Origin of the sequence: Granulicella aggregans, assembly GCF_025685565.1 — a bacterium.
Lineage (GTDB): Bacteria > Acidobacteriota > Terriglobia > Terriglobales > Acidobacteriaceae > Edaphobacter > Edaphobacter aggregans_B.
Genome location: NZ_JAGSYE010000001.1, coordinates 2,317,323 through 2,330,521 on the forward strand (window position 1 = coordinate 2,317,323; position 13,199 = coordinate 2,330,521).

10 protein-coding genes are annotated in these 13,199 nt (G+C 59.2%); 7 read left to right on the forward strand and 3 right to left on the reverse strand.

Annotation, left to right across the window (positions count from 1 at the left end):
* Nucleotides 1-211: 211 nt before the first annotated feature.
* The 3 genes from OHL18_RS09155 to OHL18_RS09165 form a co-directional block, all read right to left on the reverse strand.
* Entirely contained in the window at nt 212-601 is a 390-nt protein-coding gene (locus OHL18_RS09155; RefSeq protein ID WP_263374499.1) for a hypothetical protein, read from the reverse strand.
* Nucleotides 602-660: 59 nt separating this feature from the next.
* Nucleotides 661-1,626: a tetratricopeptide repeat protein gene (locus tag OHL18_RS09160; protein ID WP_263374500.1), complete on the reverse strand. Its 966-nt coding sequence runs from the start codon at nt 1,624-1,626 to the stop codon at nt 661-663.
* A 239-nt stretch (nt 1,627-1,865) separates the two neighbouring features.
* Nucleotides 1,866-5,291 (reverse strand): TonB-dependent receptor, encoded by a 3,426-nt coding sequence (locus tag OHL18_RS09165; protein ID WP_263374501.1) that lies wholly within the window; start codon nt 5,289-5,291, stop codon nt 1,866-1,868.
* 630 nt (nt 5,292-5,921) lie between these two features.
* Here OHL18_RS09165 and OHL18_RS09170 point away from each other — a divergent pair.
* The 7 genes from OHL18_RS09170 (at nt 5,922) to OHL18_RS09200 (ending at nt 13,121) form a co-directional block, all read left to right on the forward strand.
* A complete protein-coding gene (locus OHL18_RS09170; protein WP_263374502.1) occupies nt 5,922-6,599 on the forward strand; it encodes an RraA family protein in 678 nt (225 codons plus the stop codon).
* Between the two features lie 20 nt (nt 6,600-6,619).
* A complete protein-coding gene (locus OHL18_RS09175) occupies nt 6,620-6,946 on the forward strand; it encodes a UxaA family hydrolase (protein WP_263374503.1) in 327 nt (108 codons plus the stop codon).
* A complete protein-coding gene (locus OHL18_RS09180) occupies nt 6,939-8,144 on the forward strand; it encodes a UxaA family hydrolase (protein ID WP_263374504.1) in 1,206 nt (401 codons plus the stop codon). Before OHL18_RS09175 ends, OHL18_RS09180 begins: the two co-directional genes overlap by 8 nt.
* A complete protein-coding gene (locus tag OHL18_RS09185; protein ID WP_396274190.1) occupies nt 8,137-8,955 on the forward strand; it encodes an SDR family NAD(P)-dependent oxidoreductase in 819 nt (272 codons plus the stop codon). The genes OHL18_RS09180 and OHL18_RS09185 overlap by 8 nt, the downstream gene beginning before the upstream one ends.
* 38 nt (nt 8,956-8,993) lie before the next feature.
* On the forward strand, nt 8,994-10,316 hold the full coding sequence (gene fucP, locus OHL18_RS09190) for an L-fucose:H+ symporter permease (protein ID WP_263374505.1): 1,323 nt from the start codon (nt 8,994-8,996) through the stop codon (nt 10,314-10,316).
* A 114-nt stretch (nt 10,317-10,430) separates the two neighbouring features.
* Entirely contained in the window at nt 10,431-11,933 is a 1,503-nt protein-coding gene (locus tag OHL18_RS09195; protein WP_263374506.1) for an alpha-L-fucosidase, read from the forward strand.
* 99 nt (nt 11,934-12,032) lie between these two features.
* On the forward strand, nt 12,033-13,121 hold the full coding sequence (locus OHL18_RS09200) for a LacI family DNA-binding transcriptional regulator (protein ID WP_263374507.1): 1,089 nt from the start codon (nt 12,033-12,035) through the stop codon (nt 13,119-13,121).
* The last annotated feature ends 78 nt before the right edge of the window (nt 13,122-13,199 follow it).

Sequence of the window (13,199 nt, forward strand, 5' to 3'; positions counted from 1 at the left end):
TCAAAGGACTTCGATTTACCGGCGCTCTGCATTGCTGCCTCCACTCCCAGCTTCGCCGGACCACAAAGACCCGGCTCATGACCCCTCGTGGGTGGTATCGGAGCTCCGATTCTATTTGGCCTCCTCATCAATACCGGCTCTTGCTTCCCCGTAGCCGCGGGCTATGCACTTGGCGCGGCGCTCATGATTGCCGCAGCAATATGCGAGCATTTCATTGGTGTTGAAGCAGCCGGCAAGAGCCTCGAAGCGGTTTCAAAACCGCTTCAAAGCCAATGACGGTTTCAGTCGTGGTAGAGCACACAGGGATACGCTCTAATTCTCCGAGCGTGTGAAGGTCGCGTTCGGCATGAGATTGCCGAAGATAGAGATCAAGCTCCTGATAGCGCACGGTACCCGCTCCGATCATCACATGGGGCAAGTCCTTCTTTAGCTGCCTTATGACATCGATAGCACCGGACACGGTCATCATAATCTCCAGAACCGTTACTCCGCCGGCCGCAATCACCGACGCCAGACCTACTGCTTCCTCAACGCTCTCGGCTCGCAGAACCGGAACCAAACCAACCTCATGCAACTTATGCAGAACCTGCGCTTTCGTCATGGCTTCCTTTTGACTATCGTGACTGGTTGTTGGAGAGAAATATTGCCAGTTGTTCTCAGCTACTTCGGGAGCATCTTCAGTGCGGCCTCGGCATCGCGGTCATTCGGATCGAGTTCGAGGGCCTGCTGTAGCTCCTGCTTTCCTTCCCGCAGGTTGCCATGCTCGCAGAGCGCCAGGCCAAGATTCCGGTGTAGTCCCGCAACCACTGAACATTCGTTGCATTGGGCCAGTGCCTGATGTAGGAGCCGGATGGCCTCCTCCCAGTTTTGCTGCTTCGATGCGGTGTAGGCCTGGTTGCCCAAGGTCTCGATCGCGTCGAGATTTGCCGCGTCGTCGCGTACTTCGACAAAGCGCTTCATCAAGGTACGGGCTTCCGATGGGTCCTGACGCTTGACCTCCATCGCCAGCATGTAGAGAGCATCGCCCGCATGGGGGTTAAGCTCGATAGCGCGTCGAAGCGCGGTGATGGACTCTGCGTGCCTTGATTGCTCGGAGAGGCTGCGCCCCAGAAAGAAGAAGTCGCGGTCGCTGTTGGGCTGTAGCTTGACCAGTGTCTCCAACAGCTCGGTTTCCTTGGCAAGATGGGCCTGTTCGTGCTCGAGCAGCGACCAGTAGTAGAAGGTGTCCGGATTGCCGGGATCCAGCTTGCTCGATAAGGCAAACTCAGACCGTGCCTCCTCGTTGCGATGAAGATCCGCAAGGAGACGCGCGCGATTGAGATGGATGGGGCCGGAACGGGGCGCAAGGGAGATCGCGGCAGAGGTCTCCGCCAATGCCGCGTCGAGTTGCTTGGCATCGGCCAAAGCGATGGCGAGATTGAGATGGTTCTCTGCGACTTTTGGTTTCAGTTGAACGATCCGGCGAAAGAGCGCGGCAGCCTCTTCGGGCTGGCCTAGGCGGCCCTTTACTTTGGCTAGGAGGGTCAGGAGTTCGATGTCGTTCGGGATCACACGTTCGGCCTGAACCAGAGATGTCTCTGCTTCCGCGAGACGGCCCTGCGAGGCCAAATTCTGGCCCTCGCGCATCCATTGACGTGCTCGGGCGATCTCTGTCCGGGCTTGTTGCGGATACGTCTGAGACGAAGAAAAGGCGAGCGGCGAAGAAATTAAGAGAAAGGTGGCGAGAATGAGCCCGATGACTTGTGAGAATTGAGAGGACGAGTTGCATCGAAAGACGTTCATAGCCCGAGCTCAGTATAAACAGGTGGGTTAAATAAATGCCGTCCTGCGCGGAGGATTTGGCCTCCGCGCAGGACGGTTGGGAGCTAGAAGGTTATCTTCGCGCTTAGTTGTACGGCGCGTGTGCCGCTTGCCGTGTATCCGATCTTACCGAAGTTTTGGTCGTTGAGACCGGTATCCGGAATTCCGAAGATGGGATGGTTGAAGACGTTGAAGGCATCGACATCGAACCGCCCATGAAACCGGTCGTAGATCGGGAACTCCTTCAGCAGCGACATGTCCCAGCCCTTGTAGAACTCGGCGCGGAGGGCGTTGCGGCCCATCGTGCCGTAGGTGTACTGCGCTGGAGTTGCGAAGCTGCTCGCGTCTAGCCAGTGCGTATACGTTTGGTTCGAAGGTTTGAGGGGACCGACGACGTTGGGCCGCTCATAGCCGGAGTTGCCGATGTTGGCGATGTCGGAGGCGTAGGTAAGGGTGTAGTTCTGTCCGCTGTTGAGCCGGATGAAGCCGCTGTACTCCCAGCCTCCAACGAGTAGGTCGAGGAAGCGGTTGTCGACGTTCAATATCTTTCCGCGGCCTACGGGCAACTGGTAGTTGTAGGTGGCGGTCAGGTTCTGCGGCACATCGAATGCGGAGACACTGCGGTCCGCGCGGATGTTGTAGATCTGTTGAACGCCGCAGCCTTCCGTGCCGAAGAAGCCGGAGCAGCCTTCGTCGATGGACTTTGACCAGGTGTAGGCGACGGTGGCGGCGAGACCCTTGAAGAGCGAGCGGGTCAGCTGCACCTGAAGCGAGTTGTAGTTGCCGCTGCCGATGCTGCGCGAGTAGAAGGTCGGCTGAATGTAAGGATAGGGACTGCGCAGACGCGGGTCGCCGGGGCCGGGGGTCGTGGAGATGTTGTAGTTGCCGCCCACGCTGAGCCGACGGTTGAGGGAGCCGACGTACGATGCAGCGACGACCGTCGTCTTGTCGAGCTGCCTCTGGACACCAAAGTTGTACTGCAGCGAGTAAGAGTCCTTGGTCTTCGGGTCCACGAACCAGTTGAACTGGTTGAACGGAGTTGCCGAAGGCAGGGTCGTCAGTGCCGGCAAGTTCTGTGTCGTGTATCCGGGGAACGGAGTCGCAGCGGTGGGGGCATTGATGTTGGTCTGGGCCAGTTGCGCGACCGAGGGCCAGTTGCCGCTGACGCCGCGGATGTTCTGGACCAGAGCGGCGTAGTTGTCGAAAGCTAAGCCGATGCCGCCGCGAATGACTGTCGTGGGATCAACACGGTAGGCTGCGCCTAGCCGGGGCTGGAAGTTGTTGTACTGGTTCTGGAAGATCTTGCCGTCCGGGCTGGCGACCACATGGTCGGGCAGGGAGCCGTCAGCCGTTGGGATGCAGGGCGCGGTACCGAGTGAGGCGCAAGAGCCGGGCACCTTGTAGACAATGTAGGTGCCATTGTTGAAGTCGTAGTTGCCGACTGGCTGGTTGCCGTCCTGCGGCCTGCCGAACTTCGGAATAAAGGCGAGGTCGTAGCGGATGCCGGCGTTGAGAGTCAGCTTCTGACTGACCTGGAACTGGTCCTGGGCGTAGAAGCTGAGGACGCCGCCAAAGCTGAGCGACTCAACGACGTTTCGCTTTGTGAAGGCATAGGGAACGCCGATGACGAAGGATGCCGCGCCGTCCCCGGAGCTATCGCCGAGCAGGCTGCTGGTCTCCTTCGGATTCATCTCGAGAGTGGCGTACTGGATGTCCTGCGACTCGCCGATGCCGTTGAACTCAGAACCAACCTTGATGGTGTGCTTGCCGATGACGTGGGTGAAGTCGCCCTTGCCAGACCAGCTATTGGCGGTCGTCTGCGGTACGACCGTCTCGTTGTTCGATCCGAAGTAGCCGTCGACCTGGATGCCGGGGATGATCGAGCCCGCCGTCACATAACCGTCGGTAAGGCCGGACTGGAAGCCAATCTGAGAGTTCAGGTTCGAGGGAACTCCAACGAAACGGGTGCTTTGAAGCCGGTTTTCGTAGGTGCGGCCGCCCTGGACGTGCAGCACCGAGTTCGATCCAAAGGTGTGTACGTAACTGCCAACGTAGGAGTAGCCGTCCGTGGTCTGGTTGAAGGGCAGATTTGCGGGTCCGTTGGTCTGGTTGCCACGGATGGCCATGTAGCGAAAGTAGGCGGAGTTGTGTTCGTTCAGGGTCTCGTCGATGCGGACGTCGAAGGAGTTGTACGACTCCGTGTTGGGGGCATTCTCAAAGGCATTTGCCCCCGGAGAGGGGAGCGTATTGGTGGTGTAGGCGGGAAGTGCGTTTTTGAGGTACGCGAGGTCACCCTGGTTGATACGCGCCGGGTCGATTTTGTTCAGCACACCCTGGTACGAGAACTGACTGCGGCTGCAGTTGCCGGAGGCGTCGCAGACAGTGGTAGCCGGGTCGTAGATCTTGGGAAGTCCGGGGGCCGTGAAGTCACCCGCCAACTGGGCCGGCGTGGGAACCAGATAATAGGAAGTGCCGGGACTCTTGTTGCGGAAGCCCTCATACGCGCCGAAGAAGAAGGTCTTGTCTCTGCCGTGATAGAGGTGCGGGATCACGACCGGTCCGCCGATGGTTCCGCCGAACTGGTTCTGCCTGGTCTGTGAGGCGACTGCGGAAAAGTAAGGGATCGCCTGGAGCTGGGGCGTCTGGTTGTAGTCCCACGCCGAGCCGTGCAGCGTGTTGGTACCGGACTTGGTGGCTACGTTGATGGTGCCGCCGGTGCTGCCGCCAAACTCCGCGGAGTCGTTGTGCGACTGGAGCTTCTGGTCCTGGATGGCGTCGATGATGGGCTGCACAGCGTAAGCGTCGCCGAAGGTCTCGATGTCCAGGATGCCGTCGACCACGAAGAGGTCGCTGCGATTGCCCTGTCCATTGACCGAGGGGATGATGATGGGGCCGATGTTGGTGGTGTAGCTGGCCGACTGGCTGCCCGAGACCACCACCGGCGAGACGCCCGGAGCGGTGGTTAGCAGCGACGTAAAGTTGCGGCTGTTGATCGGGATGTCTTCGATCTGCTTGGATTCGAGCGTGAGTCCGAGTTCTGAAGTCGAAGCCTGTAGCGCCTGGCCGACCGCATCCACCTCGACGACGTCCTTGCTGCCGACCGCAAGCGCGAAGTCGAGTGTGCTGGTCTGGTTTACCTGCAACTGAAACGGCTTAACCTTCTCCGGGCTAAAGCCTGCAAAGGAGGCCTCCAAGGTATACGTCCCCGGGTTGATGTTCACGAAGAGATAGTCGCCGGTACTGTTCGTCACGGTCGTCGCGGCCACGTGTGTCTCGACGTTGACCAGGGTCATCGTTGCTCCGACCACGGACGCATTCGTCTTGTCATGGACATTGCCGTGGACGGATGCCTGGGTCGTCTGGGCAGAGGCCGGGCCAGTCACAAAGACCGACATGAGGAAGAAGATGGCCGCGAACCCTGTAACCGCTTGTTTGCGGAGGCGGGTAAGATCGCGATAGAGAATTGAGTTGAAGCGGTGTTGCATCATCATGGATGGCTCTCCTAAAAACTCTCAACTGCAGCCCTTAGTGGGCTTCTGCGTTGCTTCGCAATCTGTCCTTGGAACAGTCGGGCATCTTATAAACGACCTCTTGTCCTCTGTGAAATCGTTTACAGAGATCGCCCTCTTGCACCTCTCATGACCTGACGCGAAGCAGATATCGCAACAGTCACTCCATGTGGTCTACGACGGCAAACTCCAAGGATTGTTCAGCGGCGAGACTATAGAAATTCAAAAAGCGCCTGTCAAGAAAATTCTTTACTTTAGCGGTTTCGTAGCATTTCCTGCGAGAATCGACGCGTAGGTTGGAGGTACATGTCGAACTCAGTGCCCGGAGAGCGGCGTCCCCGATGCACTGAAAAAAGCTCGACCGTAAGGGGCAAATCGGTCTTACTCGAAGCCCGGCTCGAAGCTCGGGTGGCTGGATACCTATTCCCTGGCGCGACGCCCGCTGGACGGCACCGCTTCTGGGAACGCCCCGCCCCCGGCTGGATGTTCGGAAAATCTACGAAAGCGCTAAAGTATTTGACAAATGAAGCGGAGGCCTCCTATAGTTCCGGTCTAGTGTCGCGGATAGACCAGCGGCCGGAGACCCATCAAACAGGTCTCCCGGGAGGCATTTTGTCAGGGCAATTGACGGAAGATACAAGCGACGAGCGGCGCTTCGAGCTGATTCGGTCCACTCTTTACACGCCGGTCATCGGCGACATCCTGGACACGCTCGGTTTTTATCATCAGTTCCTGCCTCAAGCAGTACAGCCTCTACTGCCAGAGATGCGCATCGTGGGCAGGGCGCTCCCGATCCAGATCGCCGACGCCTGGGGAAAGCAGCAGACGCCGTTCGGCAGGATGACGGAAGCTCTCGATTCGATCAAGCCATTCGATATCTATGTTGCTACCGGCGGTTGCATGAACTGCGCCGCCTGGGGCGAGATCATGACAGCAACAGCCAAGGTGAGGGGCGGCGCGGGCGCGATCATCGACGGATTCCATCGCGATACCCCGCGCGTTCTCGAGCAAAATTGGCCGGTCTTCAGCCGCGGACGGTACGCGCAGGATGCAGGCGTCCGCGCTAAAGTGGCCGACTTCGGCTGCCCCATCGAGATTGGCGGCGTCTCGATCCAGCCCGGCGACCTGATCGTCGGCGACCTCGACGGAGTCATCGTCGTACCGCGCAAAGTCGAGGACGAGGTGATCCGGCTCGCCGTTGAGAAGGCCACGGGCGAGCAGGTGGTGCGCAAGGCCATCGAGGCCGGCATGACGAGCACGGAAGCCTTCCACAAGTTCGGGATTCTATGATGTCTGAAGAAGGTGCCGTCATGAAGCGCTGTTTCCAAGTCGACACTGCGGACAACGTCGCGACCTTGCTGGAGGACGCGGGACCAGAGCGTGTCACAGTGCTTGGCGCCGCACGAAACGCCACAGTGGATCTGCTGGAGCCCATCAGGCTGGGACACAAGGTGTGTACTCGGAAAGCCGCCGAGGGCGACCTAATTGTGAAGTACGGCGTTCCCATCGGCGTGGCGACTGCGGAGATTCCGGTGGGCGCGTGGGTGCATCTGCACAACTGCGCAAGCCGCGTGGACGAGCGCTCGAACCATCTCGATGTCGTCACCGGTGTCGCGAAGGATACGGCTTATGACTGAACGAAGCTGGAGCGGCTATCTCCGCGACGACGGACGCAAGGGCATCCGTAATTTGATCCTCGTGCTCTACACCGTGGAGTGCGCTAGCTTCGTGGCGCATGCTGTCGCCGAGGGCGAATCCGATGTGCACGTCGTCGGGTTTCCCGGCTGCTATGACAATGCCTATGCGATCCGGCTAATGCTTGCGCTGGCGACGCATCCCAATGTGGGTGCCTGCCTTGCCATCGGTCTAGGCTGCGAGTACACGCAGCCCGCACGGCTGGCTGAGGCCGCTTCGAAGTCGGGCCGACCAAGCGACTCGTTCTTTATCCAGGAGCACGGCGGAACGCGCAGCGGCATCGCCAAGGGCAAAGAGGCGCTGAAGTCGCTGCGAGCGCAGATGGATGCAAAGACCGTGCGTGTCCCGATGAGCTGGGCAGACCTGATCGTCGGCGCGGAGTGCGGCGGGTCGGACGGGACTTCAGGGCTTGCGGGCAATCCCGTCGTAGGCCGCTTCTACGATCTGCTGATCGACCGCGGTGGCAGCGCCGTCTTCGAAGAGATCGTCGAGATGATCGGTCTGCGCGATGTGCTGCATTCACGAGCGGCAACTCCGGAGGTCGCGTGGCAGCTAGACCATGCGTACGAGAAGGCAGAGCGGTATTGTAAGGCGGTGCGGCAGTATTCGGTCTCGCCCGGCAACTTCGCTGGCGGTCTTACGACGATCGAAGAGAAGAGCATGGGCGCCTTCGCGAAGTCGGGAAGCAGGCCAATCCAGGGCGTGATCGAGGTATCGCAGCAGGTCCCGCACTCCGGATTGTGGTTGCTGGATTCGGTGCCCGATGCACACTTCATGCAGTTCGGCTATACCAACCCCAACGACACCGAAGGCATCATGGATCTGATCTCGGTTGGCGCGCACATCGTGATGTTCGTGACCGGAAGAGGCAGCGTCATTGGCAGTCCCGTCGCGCCTCTGATCAAGGTAACGGGAAACTCGCGCACCTTCGAGCGCATGAATGAGGACATGGACTTCAACGCGGGAACGATTCTAAGCGGCGAACGGACGCTGGATGAGGCCGCAATGGACTTGATGCAGCTTGCGGGCGATGTCGCTTCCGGCGAGCTGAGCAAGCCGGAGGCCCTGGGCCATCGCGAATACTTTGTGATGTACAAACACCAGGACACGCCGCAGTTGGAAGCGGGTTGCCGTGCCTGATTCTGAGTTCAATGCAATCGAGGAAAAAGAGATCGTGAAGACGTCGCTGTTCGATCTGACGGGACACGTCGCCGTAGTCATCGGTGGAACGACGGGCATTGGCAGGGCGATGGCCCTTGGTTTAGCAGACTCGGGCGCGTCCGTCGTTGCGTCGTCTCGACGACAGGAGCAGGTGGACGAGGTCGCCGAGGAGCTTGAGGCGAAGGGCACGAAGACACTTCGCATCGCTTCGGATGTCTGCGATCGTGACTCGTTGCAGACGTTGTGCGATGGCACCTTAGAGAAGTTCGGCAAGGTCGACATACTGATCAACTGCGCGGGCATGACCAAGCGCGCGCCGACCTTGGACTTTCCCGAAGACACATGGGACACCATCCTCGAGACGAACCTGACAGGGACGCTTCGCGGCTGCCAGATATTCGGGAGGCCTATGCTGGAGCGCGGCTACGGCCGCATCATCAACATCGGCTCCATGACCACCTTTCGCGGCTTCTTTGAGGTTGCTGCGTATGGTGCAAGCAAGGCGGCGGTTGGCTCGCTCACAAAGTCGCTGGCGGTAGAGTGGTCTCGCCATGGTGTCACGGTCAATGCGGTTGCGCCGGGCGTCTTCCGGACCGACATCAACACCCATCTGCTCGATGGCACCGAGCGCGGCCGCGAGTTTCTGACGCGAACCCCGATGGGTCGGTTTGGCGATGTGCAGGAGCTTGTAAGCTCGGCTGTGTTTCTGGCTTCTCCTTCGGCATCGTTTATCACGGGTGAGATCCTCGCTGTAGACGGTGGCTTTCTCGCAAGCGGAGTCAATCACTAGATGCATGAGATGAGATCCATGACTTGGAGAGCTGATCGATGCTAGCCGCACCGCCGACGCAGCGTAGTGGAGAGGGTCAGGCGGGCCACACCTCCATGTTTGCTCACGGAAGCCTCGTACCGTTTGCGCTGGTAACAGCGCTGTTCTTTCTCTGGGGCATTCCGAATAACCTCAATGACATTTTGATCCGGCAGTTCATGAAGTCGTTTGCGATCACGCGCCTTCAGGCTGGCCTGGTGCAGTCAGCGTTCTACATGGGCTATGTACTGCTGGCGTTGCCGTCGGCTCTCTACATGCGGAAGGCGGGTTACAAGGCCGGGTTCATCCTCGGGCTGCTGCTCTTCGGGCTGGGAACGTTCCTCTTCTGGCCGGCAGCACTCGCTGGACGGTACTCGTTCTTTCTTGTAGCGCTCTTCGTCATGGCCAGTGGACTTGCCTTCCTGGAGACGGCGTCGAATACCTTCATCGCGCTTGCCGGGCCGGCAGAGAGCTCGGAACGCCGCCTCAACTTCTCGCAGGCCTTCAATCCCATCGGCTCCATCGTAGGAGCTCTGATCGGAACGCTGGCCATCCTCTCTGGCGTGGAGCTAAGTTCAAAGAAGGTCGCGGAGCTGCAAGGCTTGCATCAGTATGACGCGTACTTACGCTTCGAGACGCTGCGAGTTGTGCGGCCTTACATGATTTTGGGTGCTGTCGCCTTCGCGTTCGCCTTCTTCATATGGCGCACTGCCTTCCCCGTGTTGAAGGATGATGCCGCCGGTGAAGAGACCCACGCGGGCACGATGGGCAGGTTGTTGAGAAATCGCCATCTCCTGTTGAGTATCGGAGCGCAGTTCTTTTATGTCGGTGCGCAGGTCGGGACCTGGAGCTACTTCATTCAATATGTACAGGACTACACGGGCGCAACGGAAAAAGTAGCCGGCTACTTTCTTACCGGGACGCTCGTCATGTTCGGCATCGGCCGGTTTGCATCGGCGTACCTGATGAAGTTTCTCGCGCCAGCAAGGTTAATGGGCAGCTACTGTCTGATCAATATCGTGCTTGTCGCCATTGCCGTGCTGCATCCCGGATGGGCCGGGGTTTGGATGATCTTTCTCACCAGCTTCTTCATGTCGCTGATGTATCCGACGATCTTCGCCCTTGGCCTGCAGGGTCTGGGGCCGGACAGCAAACTCGGCGGCTCCTTGCTGGTTATGGCGATCGCCGGTGGGGCGGTGCTAACTCCGATGATGGGAGTTCTGGCCGACAGAACGAGCGTCGCGCTGGCGTATGGCATTCCGTTGGCCGGATATGTGCTGATCGGTTGTTATTCGTGGCTCGGGCAGACGAAGGTTGGGGCCGCGAGCCAACCAGAGTCATAAAGCCAGCGTTTGTGGCGCAGATGAGTGCCACGGCTAAGGCCTTGGCTTACCCAGAGGCAAAAGCACGTAGCAGCAAAGATAGACAAGCAAAGATCAGAAGGGGAGATGTGATCCATGAAATTAAATCGCAGGAAGTTCGTAGCCTTGGCCGGCGCAGCCAGCATGGCCACTCTCGGCCGCAAGTACGCCAACGCGGCAACGCCCATGTTCACGCCGGACTTCGACTCCCTGGCGAACTACAAAGCTCCGGAGTGGTTTCGCGATGCCAAGCTCGGGATATGGAACTGCTGGGGACCAGAGGCGGTGCCGGAGATGGGAGATTGGTACGCCCGCAATCTGTACGTCGAAGGCCATCCGCAGTACGAAGACCATCTGAAGCGCTACGGGCATCCGTCGAAGTTCGGATACAAAGATATCGTCCCCTTATGGAAGGGGGAGAACTGGGACCCGGACCGCCTGATGGGGATGTACAAGAAGGCGGGCGCGAAATACTTCTGCGCCATAGCCCAGCATCACGACAACATCGACTGCTGGAACTCTAAGTACAACGAGTGGAACTCGGTCAGGATGGGGCCCAAGAAGGACATCATCGGCACCTGGAGAGATGTGGTGCGGAAGCATGGGTTGCGCTTCGGAGTCACCGAACATCTTGGCGCCAGCTACAACTGGTACGGCATCACAAAGAGCGCCGACAAGAAGGGTCCGCTTGCGGGTGTGCCCTATGACGGCGCAAACCCCGCAAACGACTCGATCTATCACAGTGGTAATGCCGGTCGTGACTTCGGTCTGTGGTATCGCGATGTTCCAGAGTCCTTCCAGGTGGAGTGGTTCAACCGCGTGAAAGACCTCGTCGACAGCTACGATCCCGACCTGCTCTACAGCGATGGCAGCCTTCCCTTCGGCCAGCATGGGCGCGACCTGCTCGCGCATTTCTACAACTCCAATGCACAACGGCTCGGCAAACTCGAAGCCGTCTACAACTGCAAGAAGTCGGACGATGGCGGGCAGTTCCGGGACGGCATGTGCGTGCGCGATCTCGAACGCGGTGTGCAGGACGGCATCGCGGCCGACTCCTGGCAGACCGACACCTGCGTTGGCGACTGGTATTACAAGCGGGAGATCGAATACAAGACGCCGTCTAAGGTCGTTCGTATGCTTGTCGATATCGTGAGCAAGAACGGCAACCTGCTTCTGAACTTTCCGCTGCGCGCAGACGGCACGCTCGACTCCCGTGAGGAGAGCATCATCGCAAGCCTGGGGACTTGGATGGCCGCGAATGGCGATGCCATCTACGGATCGCGGCCATGGAAGAAGTTCGGCGAGGGGCCAAACGGCACGACAGGTGCCATGTTCAATGAGGACAAGCTGAACTATACGTCCGAGGACATCCGCTTCACCACGAAGGGTAACTCGCTGTACGCCTTTGCCATGGCGTGGCCGGCATCGGGGAAGCTGCGGATCACGTCACTCGCCTCGGGCACGCCGCATTCGGTGCGGATGGTGGATGGCGGCGATCTGTTGAAATGGACGCGGCAGCCGGACGCCCTCGTCATCGAGTTGCCTAAGACCCAGCGAGGCGACCATGCCTTTGGCGTTCGGATCGAAGGGGCGGTATAACATCGATCAACCAGATTGAATCCGTGGGCAATGGTATAAGGTGGGATGGCTGTTCGGTGGCTTACTCGAAAACTTTGCTTGGAAGTTCATGGGGGATAGATGGCTGTACGGATGAAGGACATCGCGGAAGACCTTGGGTTGTCCGTCGTCACCGTGTCCAAGGTGTTCAACAATCATCTCGATATCGGCGCGGCCACGCGAGAGCGAGTGCTGCGCCGGATGAAGGAGTTGAACTATCAGCCCAGCCTTCACGCGCAGGGCCTGGCCTCTGGCCGCACGATGATGGTCGGCCTCATCGTCCCCGACCTCGTACACGCGTTCTTTTCGGAGGTGGCGCAGAGCATCTCCGATGTGCTGCGGAAGAAGGGATACGGCCTGGTGATCGCTTCCTCGGACGAGGACCCGGAACTTGAGAGGAGCGAGATCGAACAGATGATCCGGCGCCGCGTGGATGTGCTGATTATAGCGTCCTGCCAAAGTGATCCGGCGAGTCTTAAGAAGGTTGTGGAGCAGAAGGTCCCGCTTGTTCTCATCGACCGTAGTTTCAAGGGCTTCGAAGCGAACTTCGTAGGTACCGATGACGTCCATGTTGGCGAGATGGCCACGGAACACCTCATTGGCCTGGGAAGGCGGATCATCGGCCACATCGGCGGTCAGACCGTCAGCACCTCGAATGATCGTTTGGCTGGCTACAAGAAGGCGCTGGCGCACCACAAGATCGCCCTCTCGGAAAAGTACATTGTCAGGCGCACGCTCGGAGATCAGGCGGCCGATACCACGGGCAGGGAGGCGATGGAGAGACTCCTTCTGGTGAGCCCGCGTCCGGACGCGGGCTTCTGTTACAACGATCCCGCGGCGATCGGTGCGATGAATGCTATTCTCGCCGCGGGACTGCGAATTCCTGAGGACATCGCGATCATCGGCGCCGGCAACATACGTTACGCGGAGTCGTTTCGCGTGGCGTTATCTTCCGTCGATATTCCCCGCAAGGCCCTCGGCGAATATGCCGGAGAGATTGCCTTGCAGATGACCGGCAAGAAGAAGCCTGTGAAGACCAGAAAGATTCTTGTCTCGCCGAAGTTAGTCATTCGCGAGTCGAGCCAGGTTTCCAAGGTATCTCTCACGGCTGCACCAAGGCCCAAGAAGCGTCCCTCGAAGGCGGTCGCGCGGCCTAAGACAGAGTGGTAGTTGGCAACGCTCGGCGAGATCACGCTGGCCGAATTAGAACGGCTCATGGCTGGAGTCTCCATGGGAGACTGTCCGGTA

Excerpts from the sequence above, each read along its gene's own strand:
- OHL18_RS09200 (WP_263374507.1), top strand. The coding sequence starts at position 12,033 with ATGGCTGTACGGATGAAGGACATCGCGGAAGACCTTGGGTTGTCCGTC.
- fucP (WP_263374505.1), top strand. The coding sequence starts at position 8,994 with ATGCTAGCCGCACCGCCGACGCAGCGTAGTGGAGAGGGTCAGGCGGGC.
- OHL18_RS09160 (WP_263374500.1), bottom strand. The coding sequence starts at position 1,626 with ATGCGCGAGGGCCAGAATTTGGCCTCGCAGGGCCGTCTCGCGGAAGCA.
- OHL18_RS09155 (WP_263374499.1), bottom strand. The coding sequence starts at position 601 with ATGACGAAAGCGCAGGTTCTGCATAAGTTGCATGAGGTTGGTTTGGTT.
- OHL18_RS09165 (WP_263374501.1), bottom strand. The coding sequence starts at position 5,291 with ATGATGATGCAACACCGCTTCAACTCAATTCTCTATCGCGATCTTACC.
- OHL18_RS09180 (WP_263374504.1), top strand. The coding sequence starts at position 6,939 with ATGACTGAACGAAGCTGGAGCGGCTATCTCCGCGACGACGGACGCAAG.
- OHL18_RS09175 (WP_263374503.1), top strand. The coding sequence starts at position 6,620 with ATGAAGCGCTGTTTCCAAGTCGACACTGCGGACAACGTCGCGACCTTG.
- OHL18_RS09195 (WP_263374506.1), top strand. The coding sequence starts at position 10,431 with ATGAAATTAAATCGCAGGAAGTTCGTAGCCTTGGCCGGCGCAGCCAGC.